We start from the raw sequence: 21,660 nt of genomic DNA, 5'->3' as shown, positions 1-21,660 counted from the left end.
ATCGCAAGGTCCGCCGCAGCGGTGAGAGTTCAGCCGGTGCGCTGGTGCGGGTCCGTCGCCACAAGGTCCGCCAGCTGCGGGGGTGCGAATGTCTGGCAGTGGTGGTCATTGCCTGGCCAGTCTGCGTGCAGGCGGCAGCGCCCCGGTGATCCGGGACAGCACCCCGCTCCAGCTGAACCGCTGCACGGCGTCGTTGCGGGCCTCGAGCCCCAGCCTTTCCCGCAAATTCGGGTCTTGGCCGAGCCGGAGGAGGGCGTCCGCGAGCGCGGCAGGGTCCCCCGGCGGGACGAGGATCCCGGTGCGGCCGTCCTGGATGATGGACGGAATCTGGCCCACGGCGCTCGCGATCACAGGCAACCCGGCCGCCATGTACTCAAAAACCTTCAGTGGCGAGAAGTAATCGTCCTGGCCAGGTCCGTCCGGGGGATAGGGAGCGGCGGCGGCGTCGAATTCTGCCAGGAGGCCGGGCACCGCAGCCGGCGCGACGGCGCCTGAGAATACCGTCGGCACGCCGAGGGATTCGGCGAGGCGTTCGAGGTCCTGCCGGCCGGGGCCGTCACCCACCACATGGAGCTGCCAGCGCAGGCCCGGGTCGGCGGTCTGCTGGTTGGCCAGGGCGACACCGTGCAGCAGGCCGGGGACACCGTGCCAGGGCTTCAAGGTTCCGACGAACCCGACGGTGAGGTGGTCCGGATTCCGTCGGCCGGGGCGGCGGGCCGTGATCCGTTCGACGTTCACTCCGTTCGGCGCCAGCACAGTCCTGGCGGTCGGCACCCGCGCCCGCACCCAGCGGACCACGGGATCCGAGACGCAGGCCACGACGTCGGCCGTCGCGGCGTTGCGGCGGAACACCGTCTCAGCCTTCTTCACATCGAGCAGCTGGCGGTACCGCTGCTGCTCCTCGATCAGCGGAGCATTGACCTCAAGAACGGACGGCACGTCCAGGATGCGGGCCACCACCGACAGTGCCGGGCTAAACAGCGAATACCGCTCGTAGAACAGCCCGCAACCGTTGCGCAGGACCTCGTCCGCCAGGCCCAGCGCGGCGTCCTGGACCGCCCGTTCCCGCGCCGAGGCGGGGACGGATTCCGGCTTGACTTCGACGACGTCGAGATCGGCAAGATCGCTGGGCCGCTCGGTGCCGAGCAGGGTGCAGTAGACGGTGACGACGGCGCCGGTGCCACGCCACGCCCGGACGATTTCCTGGACATGGACGGAGGAGCCCTTGGTGCCGAAGACAGGAACGCCGGGGTCGGCGCAGAGATAGGCCACGCGTGTCATGCGACTCTCCTTTCAGAACGGGAGAGGGACCTCAGGAGCTCGGCCTGGCGGTGGACGTCGTAGTCCTCCTCGATCAGGGCGCGGGCGTTGCGGGACATGGCAAGCCTGTCCGTGGCCGGGGAGCCGAGCGTGCAGATGCCGCGGGCCAGGGCGTGCGGGTTGCCCGGCCGGACCAGGATCCCGGTGGAGCCGTTCCGGACTACTTCGGGGATCCCGGTGACGGACGTGCTGACGCAGGGGACGCCCGTGGCCATGGCCTCGAGCAGGACCGTGGGCATGCCGTCCGCGTTGCCGTCGGCGCCGACCACGCAGGGTGCCACGAAGACATCGGAGGAGTGGAGCAGCTCGTGGACCTGGTCCTGGGTCTGCGGGCCGAGGAGGCGGACGTACCCGCCGAGCCGGAGCTCGCCGATGCCGGCCTCCAGTTCCTCGGCCATGAGCCCGGTCCCGGCGATCCGGAGGTCCAGTTTGACCCCTTGGTCCAGCAGTTCGGCGGCCGCGGGCAACAGATACTGGAAGCCTTTTTTCTCCACCAGGCGCCCGACGGCGGCGATCCGGAGGGTGGCTCCTAGCGGCCGGGGCTCCCGGTACGGGAAGCGCTCCAGCTCCAGGCCGTTGCGCACCAGATGGAGCCGGGCGGTCGAGGACGGGAAGCGGCGGCACAGGTAGCGCATGTTGTACCGGCTGATGGTCACGGCGTGGTGGGCCTGCTCGAGCTTGAGCCGCAGGTCCTCGTCCTGGACCGATTCATGGAAGATATCCACCGCGTGCGCGGTGAACGAGAACGGGATGCCGGTGATGAGGGACGTCAGCCGGGCCACGGTGGTTGATCCCGAGGCGAAGTGGACGTGCATGTGCCGGATGTTGCGGTTCTGCAGCGCGGTGGCCAGGTTGATGGCCTGCACGGCGTCGTCTGCCGAGGCGGCGGCGAGTTCGCCCAAATTCCGGCCGACGGCGGCTGTGAGCCCGGCCGCGTCGGCCATCCGGAGGCTCTCCCACAGGGCCACAGTCTTGATGGGGCGGTCAATGTACGTCACCGGTGCCTGGACCCGGGCGAGCTCGGGGTGGAACCGGGGGTCGTCGGTGGGCCGGAGCGAGAAGATTTCGATCCGGTCCCCGGCGGCCTCGCGGGCCAGGATCTCCGAAACGATGAACGTTTCGGAGAACCGCGGGTACATCTTCAGGACGTACGCCGTCCCCGGTTCAAACGGCGACACGGCTGGCACCTTTCACGCTCACGGCGGCATCGCTTTCGTCCGCGTTGAATTGTTCGGCACTGGCCCGTTCGGCGGTGACCTGATCGGCACTGTCCCGCTCGGTATCGGCCAGCCCGGTGGTGGCCAGCGGCCGCAGCAGCTCGGCGGCCAGCTGCGGAACCCGGATCAGGCCGTCCAGCACGGCACGACGGCGGTCCACGGTGGTGCCGAACCGGGCGGCCAGCCAGGCCGCCAGGATCTCCGGCGTCAGCGTGCCAATCTCGTGTTGCTCCAGGTACCCGGCCGCGGCGAGGGAGGCGGCCCGGATCCGCTGCTCGGCGCGCGACTGCGTGCGGGGCACGATCAGGGCCGGGACAGGCGTGCTCATGATTTCGCACACCGTGTTGTAGCCGCCCATGGCCACGACTGCGCCGGCGTGCCGGATGTGGAACACGATGTCATCGACTGCGGCGACCACTTTGACGCCGGGGCGGGCCCGCTGCCGGAGGTCGTTGAGCTGCTCGGCGGGCATCTGCGGCCCGGCGACCACGAGGTGTCCCAGCCCGTCCGGGACCGGCGTGGCGACGGCGACGCGGGCCAGGGCATAGCCGTCCGAACCGCCGCCGACCGTCGTCATGCAGTACCGCCCGGGCATGCAGCTGGTGCCGGAGGCCGAAGGGCGCCCCTCGGCGAGGTAGCCCGTGTACCGGATGAGCTTTCGGAGGGCGAACGGTATTTCGCCGGCTGCTACGGGATCATGGACCGCGGGATCGCCGTAGACCCAAATGGCGTCGAACAGGTCCTTCACCACGCGGGGACCGCCCACCCTGGCCCATTCGGCGAGGGCCGCGGCGGGCGAGTCAAGGACCTCTCGGAGGCCCAGCACCACGCGCACGGGCCCGGCGGTGCGGGCGTGGCGCAAGGCTGTTTCGAGTTCGCCATGAACGCCCGTGGCGTGCCGGTCCACCACCACGAGGTGGGGGGAGAAACCGGCCAGCGTTGCCTGCAGCAGCCTGGCCCGCAATGGCACGAGCTCCCCCATGGGCAACGTCAGATTCCGCGGCAGGTAGCCCGCGGAACCCTTCGCCACACCGGGAAGGAGTACCCAGTCCCAGCCCTCGGGCAGCCGGAACGCCGGTGCGAGGGCTGTGCCGGTGATGAGGATTCCGGTGACGGGGCGGCCGATCAGGCCGGGAAGCTGATTGTTCAGCGCGTGGGCCAGTGCTAGATTCCGACGCACATGTCCCAGGCCCACTGAATCATGCGAGTACAGCACTATCCGCAATGGCTCCACAACAATCCTCCCCCGCCCCCGGTGCCCCCGGACACGGTCGCGAACGCGACTGTGTACGGGCAGGTGCTGTCTGATGTTATGCACCAGCGTGCGCCCCGAGAGTGAGGATGGGATGAGGGGATGATTAAGGATTCCTCATCCAAGGGCCCGCGTTTGCGGCGCCGCGCTTAGGCACGTACACCGGCAGGTGCGGGCCAGGCCAGACGGCGGGCAAGGTAAGGCGGCGGGCAAGGTAAGACGGCGGGCCAGGTCAGACGCGGACGCCGGAGGACTGCAGGGGGATCCGGATCAGGAAAGTGGCCCCGTGGCCGAATTCGGATTCCACCGTGGCCACGCCCCCATGCGCCTGGGCGATGGCCGCGACAATGGCAAGGCCTAGTCCCGAGCCCTCCACGCCGCGGCCCGTGTGCGCCCGGCCGAACCGTTCGAAGATCCGCCTCTGGTCCTCGGTGGCGATGCCGATCCCGTCATCGCGCACCCACAGCACGAGGGTGTCCTGCGGGGGCAGCGAGGTGCCGTCGTTCGCCGTCGGGCGCTCAATCCGGGAGCCGAGCGCGATGGTGGAGGACGGACCGGTGTACTTGACGGCGTTCGCGGCGAGCTGGACCAGTGCCTGGGTGAGGCGCTGCGGATCCGCCTCCACCACGTAGTCGGCTCTTTCATCGATCTGCCAGTGCCGGTCGGCCAGGACGTGCACTTTCTCCATGACCTGATCCAGGAGTTCCGGGACCCGGACGGGTTCACGCTGGATGAAGCCGATCTCGCCGGAGTTGGCGAGCAGCAGGAGGTCGTCCACCAGGCGCTGCATCCGGTCCACCTCGTCCAGCAGCACGTCCCTGGTGGCAATGACATCGTCCGGATCATCGACCGTCACGAGCTCGAGGTGCCCGCGGAGAATGGTCAGCGGGGTCCGCAGTTCATGGCCGGCGTCGTCCAGGAACTGCTGCTGTTGCTGGGCGCCCTCATCGAGTCTTTCCAGCATGGTGTTGAAGGTCTTGGCAAGCAGGGTGACGTCGTCCTCGCCCTTGCGCACCTGGACCCGCTGCGTGAGGTCCTCCGGACCCACCGCCCGGGAAGTCTCGCGCATACGGCGGAGCGGATCGAGCAGCCGGCCGGCAACCACGCTGCCAATCACCGCGGCAGCCAGGAGCATGCCGAGGGCCACCAGCGAATACGTCCGGACCGAGCTGGCGTTGTGCTCGCGCTGGTCGCCCGCGTCCCGGCCGACCAGGAAGAATGTCCCGGGGGCGCCTTTCATGGGCACCACCACTGTTCTGAGCGGACGGCCGTCCGAGTTCAGCTCGCCGAAGGACGCGCCGGCCTGGTTACTGAGCTGGGCGGCATCGGCCAACATGCTGTTGTTCAGGAGGTTGCTGTCCCCGTTGCCCTCAACGGTCCATGCCACATGCCCATCCACTATCCCTGCCATGACCTCGTTGCTGCGCGGCTCGATATCCTCCGCGGCCTCGTGAAGTGCGCTGATGTACTTCCTGTTAGCGTAGTCTCCGGACGTTTTTTTGTTGGTCTGGACGAGCTTGACCACGGCGTTGGCCTTGTCCAGAACCGCCTGGTCTGTCCTGGCGTCAGCCTCCTGGAACTGCACCACGAACGTGACCACCCCGGCCGTGACCACTCCGGCGAGCATCATGCCCAGCATGGCGGCCACCACCCGGAAACGCACCGAGTGGAACTTTGCGCCCCAGCCGGACGGGTCCTGGGTTTCCGCCTCAGGGAAGGCAACCGCCGGCGCGGCCTGGCCGTCTTCACTGGGATGTTCATCCGAGGTGGCCACTCTGTTCCCTTCCTGCGCGGATCAGCTTGCTGTGCCTAGCTGAGGCGGTACCCGGCGCCGCGGGTGGTGAGGATTCGGTCCGCGCCGAGTTTCATCCGCAACTGACGCACGTACACATCCACCACGTTGGACGTGCCGTCGAAGTCGTAGCCCCAGACATGGCTGAGCAGCTGCTGCCGGCTCAGAACCTGCCCGGGGTGGAGCAGGAACATTTCCACCAACGCGAATTCGCGGGCGGAGAGTTCCACCATCCTGCCGTCGACGCTGACCGAGTGGGTGAGCAGGTTCAGCTCCAGGTGCCCGTAGCGCATGACGCTTCCCGCCAGCACATCGCCGGTGTCCGACTTGCGGATCCGGGCCTTGATGCGGGCCACGAGTTCCTCGAAGTGGAAAGGCTTGACGATGTAGTCGTCGGCGCCGCCCTCCAGCGCTGCGACGGTGTCGCTGGATGATCCGCGGGCCGTGAGGAAGATGACCGGGATGCCCACCTGGCCGCGGCGCAGTGCCGCGAGGACGGCGTACCCGTCCAGGCGGGGGAGCCCGATGTCCAAAAGCAGGAGATCGAATTCGCCGCTGGAGGCGTAGTCCACGGCCGTGACGCCGTCGGCGACCACTGTGGGCACGTAGCCAGCCGCGCGCAGGCCCTTTTCGATGAAGCGGGAGATGCGTTCTTCGTCTTCTGCAATAAGGATGCGGGTCAAGGTGACTCCCTGGAAAAGCCCGGATCCGGAAGGCCCCCCTAGCCGCGCATCTGCACGGTCCTCTTCGCGGGATCCTAGGCCTGCTCCAATACTGCGGCGTCTCCTACATGTGACTGGGAGGAATTCCGGGGCCCCAGCAGCCTCGATCAGCCCGGAGTGCGGGCCGGACCCGTGCCCCGCTGTGTGGGGCCGGCGGTTGAGCTGGTGCGGACCCGTCAGGGCGGCGCGGCAGGACGTGCTGGACCGCGCGCTGGACAAGAGGCCCCTGCGTCGGGGCGACTGAACGTTCTTGATTCAGAAGGAATGGACATCTGGTGATCCTCCAGAGGACGGCCCCACGGCGTGGGGTTCCATCGGGCAGCTGCGGCTGAGACTATTCCCGCTTCTTTCATCCTGCCCCCGTAATGGAGCCTGCGCCACCTTTGATCGGTTGATTTTCAGGCTATTAACAGGGACCTCACCATCACCGCCCAAAAAGCGCGCCGGTGAGCTGGCGAGTCAGGTCGTGGATGAGGTCCAGGCGGTCCGCACTGTCGGCGTCGTCCGGGCCCCACGTATAGATGACCACCGCGTAGGAGCGGTCCCCGGCGCTGAGCAGGGCGGCGTCGTGGACGTAGCCCTGCACCACGCCGTACTTGTGGTGGACCGTGATGCCGGGCGCAACGGCGGCCGGGACGAGGTCCTCGTCATTGGTGTGCTGCATGTAGCCGAGCAGCTCCGCGGTGTGATCGGCGTTGAGCAGCTTGCCCGTGGTGAGCTGCGCCAGGAGCCGCGCCATGTCCGGCGGGGCCACCAGGTTTTGCTCGGGATCGTAGGTGATGCCGTGGGTGGCGGCGTAGGCGGTGAGGTTGGGGTAGCCGATGTCCCGCATCAGCAGGAGCCATGAGTCGTCGCTGCTGGTGTTGATCATGGCTTTGAGCTGGAACGCGGCATTGAACGCGCCCAGGGGAGCATCGAGTGACTTATCGCCGGTTTCCACGAGGTGGTAGTAGGCGGCGGCCGTCAGGACCTTCGCGGTGCTCGCCGCCGTGTACGGTGCCACGTCGCCGTAGCTCTGCAGCTGGCCGTCGCGGGTGTCCAGCACGGCGACGCCGATCCGGTGATCGGGGTGCGCGCCGATGATCCGCTGCATCTCGGCGGGAAGGTCGACGGCGGCGGCGGGGGCTGCCGGTGCGGTCTCCGCCGGGCCCGGCTCCTGCTGCTGGGCGACGGTCAGGACGTCACCGGTCAGGAAGTCGCGGGTCAGGAAGTCACGGGTGTGGGAATCACTGCCGGGTGCGGTCCGGATCGCGCCGAGGACCACGACGGCGGCCAGCACCAGCACGGCGGCGGCCCAGACGAGCACCACGTTCCTGCGGTGGGTGGGAGCGGCCGGCCGGGGGCCCGGATTCGTCATGTGCGTGGGCCTTTCCGGACTCGACTGGGTGGTGCCTCCGACGTTAGGCCGGGCCGGGGGTGAAGTCCACGGAGCGCGCGGGGCGCGGCCCAAGTGGGACAAAAATCCCAGATGCGGGTCCACTACGCTGGCATTCATGACCCGGAAAATTACTGTCAGCCTGCCGGACGCCGCGTTGCGTGAGTACCTTCAGCCGCACCCGGACGTCACTGTCCTGGAGTGGGACCTCGCCGGTGAGCCGCCCCTGCCGCGGATCGACATCGTGGTCCCGCCGTACATGGGCGGGCCGGCGGTCCTGCGGAGCCTGGCAGCGGTGGACACGGCCCTGGTGCAGAGCCAATCGATCGGGTACGACGGCGTGGCGGAGTTCCTGCCGGCCGGGCGGGTCTTCGCCAACGCGTCCGGCGTGCACGAGACCTCCACCGCGGAGCTGGCGCTCGCCCTGATCCTCGCCAGCCAGCGCGAGCTGCCCCGCCTGATCCAGAACCAGCAGGACGGCCGGTGGGATGCCCGGCCCACGGCCAGCCTGGCCGACCGCCGTGTCCTGATTGTTGGCTACGGCGGGGTGGGCAAGGCGATCGAGGACCGGCTGCTTCCATTCGAGACCACCGTGACCCGGGTGGCCAGCACCGAACGGACGGATGACCGCGGACGGATCCACGGCATCGCGGAGCTGCACACGCTCCTGCCGGAGCACGACATCGTGGTGGTGGGGGTTCCGCTCAGCGACTCCACCCGGCACCTGATTGATGACGCCTTCCTCGCGGCCATGCCGGACGGCGCCCTGGTGGTGAACGTGGCCCGCGGCCCGGTGGCGGACACGGAGGCCGTGGTCCGGCACACCGCCTCCGGCCGGATCCGCGCCGCGCTGGACGTCACTGATCCCGAACCCCTGCCGCAGGACCACCCGCTCTGGCGGACCCCGGGCGTCATCATCAGCCCGCACGTGGGTGGCGCGAGCTCGGCGATGCGCCCGCGGATGGGCCGGCTGCTGCAGCGGCAGATCGAGATCATGCTGGCGGGCGAGCCGCCGGTGAATGTGGTGTTGAACGGCTAGTTGGGCGGCACGGGCCCCGGCCCGGGCGTGTCGCTTTAGCCCTCCTGGGTCACGGCCGACATATCGCCGACGCCAGGTGTGCCGTCGGCGAGCGCGTAGCGCTGCTGCACCGCGCCCTTCTGTGAGGCGACGACCGGCTCGATGAGCCTGAGGTTCGTCGGAACTACCCCGTCCGCGAAGACCTTCTTTCCACCGCCGAGGAGGATCGGATATACCCAGAGCGTAAGTCGGTCGAAGAGCCGCTCGGCAAACAGGGTCTGCACGAAGTCGAGGCTGCCGATCACGTGGATGTGCTCGTGCCGGTCGCGCAGTTCGCGTACGGCGGCGACGGTATCAGGACCGAGGAGCGTGGAGTCGGCCCATTCGAGGGCCGGCGACTGGCGCGAGGCCACATATTTCGGGATGCGGTTGAACAGCCGTGCGATGTCACCGTTGGCGTGCGGCCAGTAGGCGGCGAAAATGTCGTAGGTCCGGCGTCCGAGCAGAAGCGCGTCCATCCCTTCCATCCCGGAGACGACCTGCTCGCCGACGACCTCGTCGATGAGGGGTGCCTGCCAGCCGCCAAACGCGAAGCCGTCGGCAGGGTCCTCGTCGGGCCCGCCGGGCGCCTGCGCAACGCCGTCGAGAGTGGTGAACAGGTCGATATGGATGAGTCCCATGCCGTGCTCCTTCTCCGTCGCCCGTCGTCGCCGCGGCGACGGGATCACTTCGAGGCTGGCACACCGTTCCCCTGCGAAGCAACAGGTATCAGCGGCTCCCGGCGGTGTCCACCACGCAGAACCTGTTGCCCTCCGGATCGGCCAGGATCACGTAGTCGGCGTCCGAGGGCCGCTTGCTCCATTCGATCCGGGTGGCGCCCAGGGCCAGGAGGCGCTGCACCTCGGCGTCCTGGGTGTCCGTGTAGAGGTCCAGGTGCAGTCGCGGGGGAATCTGGACGGCCGCGGGGACGCGGTCCAGGGAGACACAGGTGCCCACGCCGCCCGGCGGCTGCAGGATCACGAAGTCGCCGTCGGGCTCGTACCGCTGCTCGTAACCCAGGGCTGCCTGCCAGAAATTCATCTGGCGTTCGAGGTTGTCCACCCGGATGACGATTGAGCCAATGCGCAGCATCCGCCTCAAGCTACACCCGGGCCGCAGGCCCGGCAAGCAGTCCAGCCCGGCAAGCAGTCCAGCCCGGCAAGCAAACCGCGCATTTGAACATCGCCGCAGGCCCGCCCCCGATTCGCCCTGAGAGGAACCCAGCTATCTCCCGGCGGCCGGACGTAAACTGACCCACACAAGTGCCTGTGACGCGTGAAGTGGAGACCGGATGCTCTGGAAACTGCTCGTCGAATACCTGAGGCCGCAGCGGCGGCTGTTGCTCGCCGTCGTCGTCTTCCAGCTGGCGGCGTCCATTGCCTCGCTGTACCTGCCCACCTTGAACGCGGACATCATCGATCAGGGCGTGGCGACGGGGGACACGGACTACATCCTGCGCGTCGGCGGCCTGATGCTGGCGGTCACGCTGCTGCAGGTCATCTGCACCGTCGTGGCCGTGTACTTCGGGGCGAAGGCCGCGATGGCGCTGGGCCGGGACGTCCGGGGTGCTATCTTCAGCCGGGTCGCCGCTTTCTCCGAGCAGGAAGTCACCCGGTTCGGCCCGCCCAGCCTCATCACCCGCTCCACCAACGACGTCCAGCAGGTCCAGCAGCTGGTCCTGATGTCCGCCACGCTCATGGTTACGGCGCCCATGCTCTGCATCGGCGGGGTGATCATGGCCATCCGGCAGGACCTGCAGCTGTCCTGGCTGATCGCCGTCAGCGTCCCCGTGCTGCTGGCCGCGGTGGGTTCCATCATCTTGCGGATGGTGCCGCTGTTCCGGGTGATGCAGGCCCGGATCGACACCGTCAACCGGGTGCTGCGCGAACAGCTCACCGGCATCCGCGTGGTGCGGGCCTTCGTCCGGGAGGACGTGGAGACGGCCCGCTTTGCCCGCGCCAACGAGGACGTCACGGACACTGCGCTGCGCGCCGGCAGGCTCATGGCTCTCGCGTTCCCCACCGTGATGTTGGTCCTCAACGTCTCCAGCACAGCCGTGATCTGGTTCGGCGCGTTCCGGATCGAGGACGGCTCCATGCAGGTGGGCACCATGATCGCGTTCCTGAGCTACCTGATGCAGATCCTGATGTCCGTAATGATGGCCACGTTCATGGCGATCATGATCCCGCGCGCCGCCGTCTCGGGGGACCGGATCGGCGAGGTCCTCGGGACCGAATCCAGCGTCCGGCCGCCGCTGCGCCCGGTTTCGCGCGCGGCCGGGCGGGCAGCCCGTGGCGAGCTGGAGATGCGCGACGTCGGGTTCGCCTACCCGGGTGCCGAGCAGCCGGTGCTGTCGGACGTGAACTTCACCGCCCGCGCGGGGCAGACGACGGCGATCATCGGCAGCACCGGCTCCGGCAAGACCACCCTGGTGAACCTGATGCCGCGGCTCTTCGACGCGACCTCCGGTTCGGTCCGAATTGACGGCGTGGACGTCCGCGAGCTGCACCCGGACCTGCTGTGGGGGCACATCGGCCTGGTCCCGCAAAAGCCCTACCTGTTCTCCGGCACGGTGCGCAGCAACCTGCTCTACGGCAAGCCGGACGCCACCGAGGACGAGCTCTGGCGGGCCCTGAGGATTGCCCAGGCGCAGGATTTTGTGGAGGATCTGGAGGGCGGGCTGGATGCACCGATCTCGCAGGGCGGCACCAACGTCTCCGGCGGCCAGCGGCAGCGGCTCGCGATCGCCCGGGCGCTGGTGAAACAGCCCGAGCTGTACATCTTTGACGACTCCTTCTCCTCGCTGGACACCGCCACGGACGCCCGGCTGCGGCAGGCACTCAAGCAGCACACCGCCGGGGCCACCATGGTGATCATCGCCCAGCGGGTCTCCAGCATTGTGGACGCGGACCAGATCCTGGTGCTCGAACGCGGCAGGATCGTCGCGCACGGCACGCACGAAGATCTGCTGGAAGCCTCGGAGACCTACCGGGAGATTGTGAACTCCCAGCTCGCAGCGGAGGAGGCAGCATGAGCCGCACCGACAAGGCGCCGACGCCGGCCCCCGCCGCCGCTCCTGCCGCCGGGGCCCCCGGGGCCGCCGGGGCTCCCGCGGCGAAAACCCCCATGCGGATTCCCCGTCCGGCGGGCGGCCCGTTTGCCGGGATGAACATCCCGGCCGAGAAGGCCATGAACTTCGGACCGTCTGCCCGGCGGCTGCTGGGGGAGCTGCGGCCCGAACGGCTGTGGCTGACGCTGGTCCTGGTGCTCGCCGTCGTCGGGGTGACGTTCTCGGTGATCGGACCCCGGCTCCTGGGCGAGGGCACTAACCTGATCTTCGCCGGCGTCGTGTCCAAGCAGCTGCCGCCCGGGGAGACCCAGGACCAGGTGCTCGCCCAGATGCGCGCCGCCGGGCAGACCCAGCAGGCGGACATGCTCGGCGCCATGACGCTGACCCCGGGCGCCGGGATCGACTTCACCGCGCTGGCCACCGTGCTGCTGTGGGCGCTGGTGCTGTACGTGCTGGCGTCGGTGTTCGGCTGGATGCAGGCGTACATCCTCAACGGCGTCGTGCAGCGCACGGTCTTCCGGCTACGGGAACGGATAGAGGCGAAGATCAACCTGCTGCCGCTGCGCTACTTCGATTCCGTGCAGCGCGGCGAGCTGCTCAGCCGGGTGACCAACGACGTCGACAACCTCTCCCAGAGCCTGCAGCAGTCCATCAGCCAGGCCGTGACCTCGGTGCTGACCGTGGCCGGGGTGCTGGTGATGATGGTCCTGCTCTCGCCCACGCTGGCGCTGATTGCGCTGGTGACCATTCCGCTGACCCTGGTGACGACGGCGGTGATCGCCAAGCGCTCCCAGAAGCTGTTCGTGGCCCAGTGGCGGCATACCGGCGAGCTGAACGGGCAGATCGAGGAAACCTACACCGGGCATGCCCTGGTGAAGGTGTTCGGCCGGCAGCGCGAGGTGGAGGAGCGGTTCCGGCAGAAGAACGCGGAGCTGTACCAGGCGAGCTTCGGCGCGCAGTTCATTTCCGGCCTGATCATGCCGGCCATGACGTTCATCGGGAACCTGGTCTACGTGGGGATCGCCGTGGTGGGCGGCCTGCAGGTGGCCTCCGGGGCGATGCAGCTGGGCGATGTGCAGGCGTTCATCCAGTACTCACGGCAGTTCACCCAGCCGCTGGCCCAGTTGGGGTCCATGGCGAACCTGCTGCAGTCCGGCGTGGCCTCGGCCGAGCGGGTGTTCGAGCTGCTGGACACGGACGAGCAGTCGCCCGATCCTTCGCCGTCCGAGGCGCCTACTGGTGGCCGGGGGCGGCTGGTGTTCGAGGACGTTTCCTTCTCCTATTCGCCGGACAAGCCGCTGATTTCCTCCCTCAGCCTGGTGGCGGAGCCGGGGCAGACGGTGGCCATTGTGGGCCCGACGGGTGCGGGCAAGACCACCCTGGTGAACCTGATGATGCGCTTCTACGAGCTCGACGCCGGCCGGATCACGCTGGACGGCGTGGACGTCACCGCGATGACCCGGGATGAGCTGCGCTCGCGGATGGGCATGGTGCTGCAGGACACCTGGCTGTTCGGCGGGACCATCCGGGACAACATCGCCTACGGCCGGCCCGGCGCTTCGGAGGACGAAATCCTGGAGGCCGCGAAGGCGACGTACGTGGACCGGTTCGTCCGGTCCCTACCTGAGGGCTACGACACCGTGCTCGACGACGAAGGCGGCAATGTGTCCGCCGGCGAGAAGCAGCTGCTCACCATCGCCCGGGCGTTCCTGGCCCGGCCGTCCGTGCTGATCCTGGACGAGGCGACTTCTTCCGTGGATACGCGGACTGAAGTGCTGGTGCAGAAGGCGATGAGCGCGCTGCGCTCGGACCGGACTTCGTTTGTCATTGCCCACCGGCTCTCCACCATCCGCGACGCCGACCTCATCCTGGTGATGGAGGCCGGCCAGATCGTGGAGCAGGGGAACCATGCTTCGCTGCTGGAGGCGGGCGGCGCGTACGCCGCGCTGTACGCGGCGCAGTTCGCGGCGCCTGTGGCGGAGGTCTAGAGAAAACAACAATTCGTCTGTCGGTCTCGAGACGGAGACGCTCAGCGTTTTTGCGCGCAATCAACTTTACGTAATATCCACTATCGGCGGGGGCCCGCGGGACCTCAGGAGACAGTTAGGTGGCCCGACCAGGTCATCGTCTTGACAATCTGGGGATAGTCGGGCGGGACTCAGCGAGTCTTCATTTAGTCCGCAGGTGAGACCTCCTTTGCGGAAGCCGCGGCGGTTGTTGGAAGTTGAGCGAGGATCCGGTTGGCCATTGCCTCGATGCCGTCGTGGGTGGGTCCGGTGAGTCCGGCTTCGTCTGCTTGTAGGGGTTCCAGTGTTTCCAGCTGGGATTGGAGGAGGGAAGGCGGCATGAAGTGTCCGGGGCGTTGGGCCACTCGGTTCTGCAGGACGGGCAGCTCGACGCTGAGTTGAATGAACACGGTTCCGGGTGCTTTGGCCCTGATGGCGTCTCGGTAGGCTCGTTTTAGTGCCGAACACGCCACGATGATCCCCTCCGGGTGGATGGACGCCAGTTCGGCGCCTACAAGTCCAAGCCAAGGCCATCGGTCCTGGTCATCCAGGGGGTTGCCGGCGGCCATTTTCTGCACATTTTCCTGCGGGTGCAGGGAGTCGGAATCGACGAAAGTGGCGCCCGTGCGTTGGGCCAGCGCTGCCCCGACGGTGGATTTTCCTGCTCCTGACACGCCCATCACGACAAGGACGGGTTTCATTACAGCGTCCCTTGGTGCTCGGTCCCCGCGGGAATCGGTGAGAGCCGGGTAACTTCGACAGGTTCCTGAAGGAGGCCGTCGAGCGAGGCATTGAGGCGTTTGACGGCCTCTCCCTCACCGTGGGCGTCGAGCAGTTCTGCGGTTTCCCACTTTTCAATCATGACGATCTGGCCGTTAGGCGCTTCGTGGATGGAGTACAGCAGGCATCCAGGTTCCTGGTGCACTTCGGCGATTGCGGGGGAAAGGGCGGCAGCTACCGCGCTCAAGGCCCCTTCTTTGGGTGTGAAAACGGCGGTAACAATGACGGTCATGGGATTTCCTTAGCTGATGGGGGAGAGAGTGAGGGGTGAGCAGCTGCTGCGTGGGACGAAGTCGGCCTTAACTTCAATCGTTCGGGGGGCTGGAGGGAGCCGGCCCTGCATCCTTCCCAGGACCAGCTCCAGGGAGTGCACCGCGAGCATGTCGATCGGCTGACGGATTACGCTCAATGGCGGGCTGGTCAGTTCCGTCCAGGGATTGTCGTCAAAGACTATGACCGAGAGCTCGTCGGGTATCCGCACGCCGATCTGGACGAGGCGTCGAACGGAGCTCTGAACCTGGGCGGTGTTGGCCACAATGAGCCCGGTCGGACGGTCTGGCAGAGCGAGAAGAGACCCGGCTGCATCGCCCCCGCCGTCTCCCCGAAACGGTACATCCCGGATCAGCTGGGGGTCGACACTTATCGAAAAGTTGTTGTGCGCGCTCTTGTAGCCCTCGATCCTGGACCGACCCGTCGAGGTGCTGACGGGCCCAGAGATCAGGCCAATACGCGTGTGTCCGAGACCGAGCATGTGTTCGGTGGCGCGTCGGGCCGAATCTACGTTTTCGATGCTCACTAGGTCGACGTCCGCGAGTTCCGGAATGCTGCGGTCGACGAAGACTACATTCACACCCAGAGACTGGAGGCGCGCCCACTTTTCAATGTTTGATCCGGTGGGCGTGGCAATGACGCCTCCCACGGAACGGTCGAGGAGTGTATCCAGGCTGTCGGCTTCGAGGTGGGGGTCTTCCTGGGTGGTCATCACCATCACTTGCACTCCGTGGCTACGGGCCTCCCAGACGACGCGGTCGGCTAGCTGCGCAAAAAAGGGGTTTGCCAGGTCTGCTACCACCAGGCCAATAGTGGGGGTATGGCCGATGCTGAGTTCACGGGCGGCGGCCCGGGGCCGGTACCCGAGTTCATCGATGACCCTCAACACGGTTTCGCGCTTGGCCGGCGCGACGGGGCCCGAGTCAGGGTTCAGGACCCGGGACACGACAGAGACTGAAACGCCGGCCGCGGACGCGACATCGCGAATAGTTGATGCCTTCTTCACTTCTCCTCCTCGTTGAGGGTCCTGTCTCGGCAGCTGATCACCACGAGCTGTTCGTCTGCCCTGGGATGCGTGCCTGAGGAACCTTCGATTGCGTTCCGGTGTGACCGTTGACACAGCCTAACACCAAATGGTACAAAAGTGGAACCGGTTCCACTCCGGTCCCAAAAACTCCCGTTGTGACGAAGAAGTTGCTCGCCTCTAAGGTGGCGGCCTCTCCGACGCGATATGTCAACCAGAGAGATCCCCATGAACCTGCACAAACTTCTTAGCGACCGCGAGCAAGAAGGCCGCCCCATCCGCGTTGGCCTCATCGGCGCGGGCCGCTACGGCACCATGTACCTGGCCCAGGCCAACAACATCCCCGGCATCCACGTCGTCGCCATCGCGGACATCAACGTCAAACGCGCGGAAGGCGCCTTCGCACTCGTCGGCTGGCCCACGGACCAGATCGCTCCGGACATCGCCACCGCCCTCAGGGAACGCTCCACGACGATCGTGGCCAACGCGGACGAGCTCTTTGATGTCGACATCGACGTCATCGTGGAAGCGACGGGCAACCCCATTGTGGGTGTGAAGCATGCACTGCGTGCCATTGAAACGAAGAAGCACATCATCATGGTCACCGTTGAGGCCGACGCCCTGGCAGGTCCCGCCCTGGCCAAGCGTGCGGAAGCCGCCGGTGTTGTCTACTCGATGGCTTATGGCGACCAGCCGGCCCTCATCATGGAACTCGTGGACTGGGCACGCACCAGTGGTTTCGACGTTGTCTGTGCCGGCAAGGGCGCGAAGTACCTTGAGCACTATCACGAGATGAACCCGGACAACGTCTGGGAGAACTGGGAGTTCTCCAAGGAACTCACCGACTCGGGGCAGCTGAACCCCAACATGCACACCTCGTTCCGTGACGGCACGAAGGCTTCCATCGAGATGGCCGCCGTCGCCAACGGCGCCGGACTGGTACCTTCTGACGCCGGGCTGTCGTTCACACCGGGGGATGTCGAGGAAATCGCCACGATCTGCCGGCCCGCCGACGTCGGGGGAGCCCTCGCCCACGAAGGCACGGTCGACGTCATGTCCAGCGTCAACCGCGACGGTTCCTGGATCCCTCACAACACCCAGGAAGGCGTCTTCGTCGTCGTCAAGGCCACGAACGACTACGTTTCCGGCTGCTTCAACGAGTACCCGTGGCACCCGGACCCCACCGGCCAGTACGCCGCCCTGTACCGCCCGTACCACTACGTGGGCCTGGAGCTGAACGTCTCCATCGCCAACGCCGCCCTCCGGGGGATCTCCACCGGCTCGCCCGTCGGTTTCTTCGGTGACGTCGTCGCGACGGCCAAGAAGGACCTCAAAGCCGGTGAATTCCTCGACGGCGAAGGCGGATACACGGTCTGGGGCAAGCTCGTGTCGGCCAGGCACTCAGTCGCAACCGGGGCCCTCCCGGTGGCGCTGGCCCACCACGTGGAACTGCGCAACGACGTCGCCAAGGGCGAGATCGTCGGCTGGGACGACGTCATTATTGACGACTCCCTGGCCCAGGCCCTTGAACTGCGCCGCGAAACCGAAGCACTCGTGACGGAACCCGCCCTCAGTGCCTAACGCTCCCCGCACTAAACCGGGCGCGGCCATGAACTTCATTCGATGTCGTTCACGCCTCCGGAACCAGACTCCTTCCAACGAAGAAAGGCATCACATGAAATCCAAAACCCGCGCCCTCACCGGTGTGCTGGCCTGCACCCTGGCCGCCACGCTCCTCGCCGGTTGCGCCTCCGGAGCGCCCGGCTCCTCCGGCGGCGCACCGGCGAAAATCCAGCTTTCCATTCCGGATCCGCTCACCTCGTCCGTGGGCGTTTCCGCCCAACACTTCGCCGATGAAGTCCAGAAATCCTCCAACGGGTCGGTGATTGTCACGGTGGTTCCGAACGGAACGAGCTTCAGCGGGGACCAGAACGCCGCCGTCACCCGCCTGCAGGGCGGCTCACTCGATGCCCTCATCCTCTCGACCTCCGTGTACGCCTCCGTGGTGCCGGAAATGAACGGCATCAGCATCCCCTACCTCTTCAAGGACACCACCGAGGAAGCTGCGTTCCTGGCAGGAAAGCCGGGCCAGGTGCTGAAGGAAAAGCTCGCATCCAAGGACACCGTAGCGTTGTCCTTCCTCACCCGGACCGGCCGCGAGATCACCAACTCGGTGCGCCCCATAGAGGAGCCTGCGGACCTCAAGGGCCTCAAGATCCGTGTCCCCGGCAACCCGCTCTGGACCGACTTCTTCGGGAAGCTGGGAGCAAGCCCGACCACCATGGCCTTCTCCGAGGTCTTCACGGGCCTGCAGACCGGAACGATTAACGGCCAGGAAAACCCGATCGAGGTGCCGTGGACCAATAAGTTCTCCGAGGTGCAGAAATATGTGTCACTGACCAACCACATCAACGACGCATGGGTGCTCGCCCTGTCGTCGAAGAAGTGGGAAGGACTTTCCGAGGCCCAGAAGAAAGCCCTCACCGACGCGTCGGCCGAAACGGCAACGTTCAAGACCGGCTACGACGAAGAGCAGTCCAAGAAGCAGCTGGATGAACTCGCTGCCAAGGGCATGGCGGTCAACGAGCTCAGCGCCGCCGGCCTGGAGGAATTCAAGGCCACGTCCAAGAGCCTCTACCCGCAGTTCTCCCAGCTGATTGGCAAGGAGTTCTTCGACGAGGCCATCGCTTTCACGGCCTCCAAGTAACCCCGCACGGGGCCGGGGCGCCAGCGGCGCCCCGGCCCTCCCACCACGTCCCGCTCTCAACGTCGACAGTCTGGAAGAACATGAAACACACGCTCGCTCCCGAGGAACTCGAGGAGGTCATTCCGTCCGACGCGGAAGAAATCCTGCACCACGGTCACGTCCCGCCAGGCTGGAGCGGCGCCGTCTGGCTCGACAAGGTCCTCGAATGGACCGTGGGCGCGGCGATCCTCGCCGAACTCGTCGTCATCCTGCTGAACATTGCGGTCAGGGTCGCCACCGGTGATTCAGTGCTCTGGACCCAGGAAGTGTCAGAAATCGCGCTCCTGACCATCGCCTTCATCGGCGGAGCCATCGCCTACCCCAAGGGTGCGCACATGTCGGTCCAGGCCCTCATCATGCGCCTGCCCGCAACATGGAAGCCCTACCTGGCCGCCCTGGTCGACTGGCTCGTCTTTGTCATGAGCGCAGGCGCATTTGCTCTCTTCGTGCCGACCCTGGCCCAGCAGATCGAAGAAAAGACGCCCATCCTGCAACTGCCCGTCTTCTGGGTCTCGATGCCATTCTCCGTCGGCATGGTGCTCATCGCATGGTTCGCCCTCGTCAAACTCCGGCGGCAGGAACGCCGGCCCGTCCTGACCGCCGCCGGCATCGCCGCGGCGATGGTCGCCGTCGTCATGCTTGCCCCGCCCCTGTTCTACTACGCGTCCCCTAACGTCCTCCTGGGCGTGGTGCTCGCGGTGCTGTTCCTGTTGCTCTTCCTTGGCCTCCCCATCGCCTTCGTCCTGGCCCTGGCCTCGGGGATCTACCTCTACCTGGGCGGCATTTCCGATGTCAGCGCCATCCCGATCGGCATGGCCTCGGGCGCCAAGGGGTTCGTGCTCCTGGCCATCCCGTTCTTCATCCTCGCCGGCACGGTTATGAACTCTGCCGGCCTCACCCTGCCCCTGGCCAAGCTCGTCGACGCCCTCATCGGCCACCTGCGCGGCGGTCTTCTGCAGGTGGTGGTGGTCACCATGTACATCTTCTCCGGCATTTCCGGATCCAAGGTTGCCGACGTCGCGGCCGTGGGCACCACCATGCGAGGCATGCTCGAAGAGCGCAAATACCCGCGCGGCGAGGTGGTGGCGGTCCTGTCGGCCTCGGCCATCATGGGTGAAACCATCCCGCCGAGCATCGTGCTGCTGATCCTCGGCTCCATCACGACCATCTCGACCACCACCCTGTTCCTGGCCGGCTTCGTTCCGGCGGCGTTCCTAGCCCTTGTCGTCATGGCGCTCGTCTTCCTGAGGGCCCGCAAGCAGGGCGGTGTCGCCAGCCCCAAGGCCACCTGGCGGACCCGCGGTTCGGCAACCTTCTTCGCCCTGCCCACCCTCCTCCTGCCGGTCGGCATGGTGGTGGGCATCATGAGCGGCTTCGCGACCCCGACGGAAGTCTCCTCGGTGGCCGTCGCCTACGCGTTCGTGCTGGCCGCCGCCTACCGGCGGGGCAGCAAGAAACTCCTCGGTGACACCCTGCGCGAAACGACGACGACGGCGGGCATGGTGCTCTTCATCATCGCCGCAGCCTCGCCTCTGGCCCAGACCCTCGCCCTCGCCGGCGTCTCGCAGCAGATCCACGACCTGATGTCCGGACTCGGAGACTCCCCGATCCTGTTCATGCTCTTCACCATCGTCCTGCTCATCATCATGGGCCAGCTGCTCGAGGGCCTGCCCGCCGTGCTCATCTTCGCCCCGCTGCTGCTGCCGATCGCCACCGACTTCGGCGTCAACCCGGTGCAGTACGCCATGGTGCTCATCATCGCCATGGGTATCGGCTCCTTCGCACCCCCGGCCGGCGTCGGCTTCTACGTCGCCTGCGCCACCGCCCGCGAAACCGTGGAAAACAGCCTGAAGCACTTCTGGCCGTACCTGATAGCAGTATTCATCGGGCTCCTCGTCCTGGCCGCGGTTCCCTGGTTCAGCACCTTCCTCCCCGCCCTGGCCGGGCTCATCCCCTTCTAACCAGGAGACAGCGAACAATGGAAGCTTCTTACGACGGACTGCCCGTATCAGTGTCGTTGCTGGGGACAGGTCCCATGGGCGCCCCGATCGCCCGCAACATCATCGCCGGCGGCGTGCCCCTGACCCTGTGGAACCGCACGCCGGAAAAGGCCCACGCGGTTGGCGGCGGCACGGTCGTGGCCTCCGCGGCCGGTGCCGCCAGCGAGGTTGTGCTAACCGTGTTGCCCGACCTGCCTCAGGTTGCGGCCCTGCTTCCCGGTGAGGACGGCCTGCTGGCGGGATGGAAGGCCGCCGGCATAGAGCGTCCGATCCTCGTGATTCACGGGACGGTGTCACCGGTGGCGGTAGCGGAGTTCGCCGAGGACTGCTTGCGGACCCACGGGGTGACCGTCATCGACGCGCCGCTCAGCGGCGGCACGATCGGTGCGGAGGAGGGTCGGCTGAGCATCATGGTGGGCGGCCCCCGCGGCGCAGTGGACCGCATCACGCCGGTGTTCGAACTGTACGCCTCGACGCTCGTGTGGTTCGGCGAGACCGGTGCGGGCTCGACCGTGAAGGCATGCAACCAGATCGTTGTGGCTGCCACTGTAACGGCCCTTGCCGAGGCGATGGCCCTAGCAAGCACCACCGGTTTGGACCTCGAGAAAGTGCAGTCCGTGCTTTCCGGCGGTCTCGCAAATTCGGAAGTGCTGGCGCAAAAGGGACAGAGATGGATTGACGCCGACTTTGAGGGAGGTGGATCAGCCAAGAACCAGCTCAAGGACCTCAGATTCATCACCGAGACTGCCGGGCGTAAAGGACTGAAACTTCCATTAGCCACGTGCCTCGAAGGCGCGTTCGAAAACATGATCGAAGCCGGCGACGGCGACATGGACCATACGGGTATCTACCGGACCATCCTCACTTAGCCTGCAAACCGGGAGTCCAGGCTATTCCCTTGATAAGCCTCTTGTTCAAGGGGCAGGCGGGGGCGTACCCATGGGGACGCTGGAGCCGACCAAATGGGTGTGCCCATGAGGCCAATGGTGCCGCCGACCAAATGGGTGTGCCCATGAGGCCAATGGTGCC

General features: G+C 66.7%; 18 protein-coding genes. 7 read left to right on the top strand and 11 right to left on the bottom strand.

Annotated elements, in window-relative coordinates; translation table 11 throughout:
- Positions 1 to 105 precede the first annotated feature (105 nt).
- The 6 genes from AC1D1W_RS11430 to AC1D1W_RS11405 form a co-directional block, all read right to left on the bottom strand.
- Positions 106 to 1,281 (bottom strand): glycosyltransferase, encoded by a 1,176-nt coding sequence (locus tag AC1D1W_RS11430; protein ID WP_243180697.1) that lies wholly within the window; start codon positions 1,279 to 1,281, stop codon positions 106 to 108.
- On the bottom strand, positions 1,278 to 2,498 hold the full coding sequence (locus AC1D1W_RS11425) for a glycosyltransferase (RefSeq protein WP_476943738.1): 1,221 nt from the start codon (positions 2,496 to 2,498) through the stop codon (positions 1,278 to 1,280). Before AC1D1W_RS11425 ends, AC1D1W_RS11430 begins: the two co-directional genes overlap by 4 nt.
- Positions 2,485 to 3,717, bottom strand: coding sequence for a glycosyltransferase family protein (locus AC1D1W_RS11420; RefSeq protein WP_476943737.1), 1,233 nt, complete (start codon positions 3,715 to 3,717; stop codon positions 2,485 to 2,487). The genes AC1D1W_RS11425 and AC1D1W_RS11420 overlap by 14 nt, the downstream gene beginning before the upstream one ends.
- A gap of 304 nt (positions 3,718 to 4,021) precedes the next feature.
- The gene (locus tag AC1D1W_RS11415; protein ID WP_476943736.1) at positions 4,022 to 5,563 is read right to left on the bottom strand and encodes a sensor histidine kinase; all 1,542 of its coding nucleotides are present in this window, start codon (positions 5,561 to 5,563) and stop codon (positions 4,022 to 4,024) included.
- Between the two features lie 35 nt (positions 5,564 to 5,598).
- Positions 5,599 to 6,264: a response regulator transcription factor gene (locus tag AC1D1W_RS11410; RefSeq protein WP_223913445.1), complete on the bottom strand. Its 666-nt coding sequence runs from the start codon at positions 6,262 to 6,264 to the stop codon at positions 5,599 to 5,601.
- Positions 6,265 to 6,727: 463 nt separating this feature from the next.
- On the bottom strand, positions 6,728 to 7,660 hold the full coding sequence (locus AC1D1W_RS11405) for a serine hydrolase (RefSeq protein WP_476943735.1): 933 nt from the start codon (positions 7,658 to 7,660) through the stop codon (positions 6,728 to 6,730).
- Positions 7,661 to 7,796: 136 nt separating this feature from the next.
- Between AC1D1W_RS11405 and AC1D1W_RS11400 the strand changes: the two genes are divergently transcribed.
- Positions 7,797 to 8,717, top strand: a complete 921-nt coding sequence (locus AC1D1W_RS11400) for a 2-hydroxyacid dehydrogenase (protein ID WP_476943734.1) — start codon at positions 7,797 to 7,799, stop codon at positions 8,715 to 8,717.
- Positions 8,718 to 8,752: 35 nt separating this feature from the next.
- Here AC1D1W_RS11400 and AC1D1W_RS11395 read toward each other — a convergent pair whose 3' ends face one another.
- Together AC1D1W_RS11395 and AC1D1W_RS11390 are read right to left on the bottom strand one after the other, a co-directional pair.
- Positions 8,753 to 9,376, bottom strand: a complete 624-nt coding sequence (locus AC1D1W_RS11395; protein WP_476943733.1) for a dihydrofolate reductase family protein — start codon at positions 9,374 to 9,376, stop codon at positions 8,753 to 8,755.
- 88 nt (positions 9,377 to 9,464) lie between these two features.
- Positions 9,465 to 9,827 (bottom strand): VOC family protein, encoded by a 363-nt coding sequence (locus AC1D1W_RS11390; RefSeq protein ID WP_476943732.1) that lies wholly within the window; start codon positions 9,825 to 9,827, stop codon positions 9,465 to 9,467.
- Between the two features lie 199 nt (positions 9,828 to 10,026).
- Here AC1D1W_RS11390 and AC1D1W_RS11385 point away from each other — a divergent pair, with 199 nt between their 5' ends.
- Both AC1D1W_RS11385 and AC1D1W_RS11380 read left to right on the top strand, forming a co-directional pair.
- Positions 10,027 to 11,769: an ABC transporter ATP-binding protein gene (locus AC1D1W_RS11385; protein WP_476943731.1), complete on the top strand. Its 1,743-nt coding sequence runs from the start codon at positions 10,027 to 10,029 to the stop codon at positions 11,767 to 11,769.
- Positions 11,766 to 13,793 carry an ABC transporter ATP-binding protein gene (locus AC1D1W_RS11380; RefSeq protein WP_476943730.1) on the top strand — a complete coding sequence of 676 codons (2,028 nt, stop codon included), beginning with the start codon at positions 11,766 to 11,768 and terminating at the stop codon, positions 13,791 to 13,793. Before AC1D1W_RS11385 ends, AC1D1W_RS11380 begins: the two co-directional genes overlap by 4 nt.
- A gap of 185 nt (positions 13,794 to 13,978) precedes the next feature.
- Here the strand turns inward: AC1D1W_RS11380 and AC1D1W_RS11375 are convergent, their stop codons facing one another.
- From AC1D1W_RS11375 to AC1D1W_RS11365, 3 genes are read right to left on the bottom strand one after another with little or no spacing between them, the layout of a single operon-like run.
- Positions 13,979 to 14,512, bottom strand: a complete 534-nt coding sequence (locus AC1D1W_RS11375) for a gluconokinase (protein ID WP_476943729.1) — start codon at positions 14,510 to 14,512, stop codon at positions 13,979 to 13,981.
- On the bottom strand, positions 14,512 to 14,823 hold the full coding sequence (locus AC1D1W_RS11370; RefSeq protein WP_243180721.1) for a putative quinol monooxygenase: 312 nt from the start codon (positions 14,821 to 14,823) through the stop codon (positions 14,512 to 14,514). Before AC1D1W_RS11370 ends, AC1D1W_RS11375 begins: the two co-directional genes overlap by 1 nt.
- Before the next feature lie 9 nt (positions 14,824 to 14,832).
- A complete protein-coding gene (locus AC1D1W_RS11365) occupies positions 14,833 to 15,867 on the bottom strand; it encodes a LacI family DNA-binding transcriptional regulator (RefSeq protein WP_243180722.1) in 1,035 nt (344 codons plus the stop codon).
- Positions 15,868 to 16,113: 246 nt separating this feature from the next.
- Between AC1D1W_RS11365 and AC1D1W_RS11360 the strand changes: the two genes are divergently transcribed.
- The 4 genes from AC1D1W_RS11360 (at position 16,114) to AC1D1W_RS11345 (ending at position 21,500) form a co-directional block, all read left to right on the top strand.
- Positions 16,114 to 17,466, top strand: coding sequence for an NAD(P)H-dependent oxidoreductase (locus tag AC1D1W_RS11360; RefSeq protein ID WP_243180723.1), 1,353 nt, complete (start codon positions 16,114 to 16,116; stop codon positions 17,464 to 17,466).
- Positions 17,467 to 17,560: 94 nt separating this feature from the next.
- A complete protein-coding gene (locus tag AC1D1W_RS11355; RefSeq protein ID WP_476943728.1) occupies positions 17,561 to 18,592 on the top strand; it encodes a DctP family TRAP transporter solute-binding subunit in 1,032 nt (343 codons plus the stop codon).
- 80 nt (positions 18,593 to 18,672) lie between these two features.
- A complete protein-coding gene (locus AC1D1W_RS11350) occupies positions 18,673 to 20,592 on the top strand; it encodes a TRAP transporter large permease (protein ID WP_243180730.1) in 1,920 nt (639 codons plus the stop codon).
- Between the two features lie 17 nt (positions 20,593 to 20,609).
- Entirely contained in the window at positions 20,610 to 21,500 is an 891-nt protein-coding gene (locus tag AC1D1W_RS11345; RefSeq protein ID WP_476943727.1) for an NAD(P)-dependent oxidoreductase, read from the top strand.
- The last annotated feature ends 160 nt before the right edge of the window (positions 21,501 to 21,660 follow it).

Source organism: Arthrobacter sp. P1_B4 (assembly GCF_056406555.1).
Note: the sequence above shows the minus strand (reverse complement) of the source record. Positions and strands in the feature narration are given on the sequence as shown.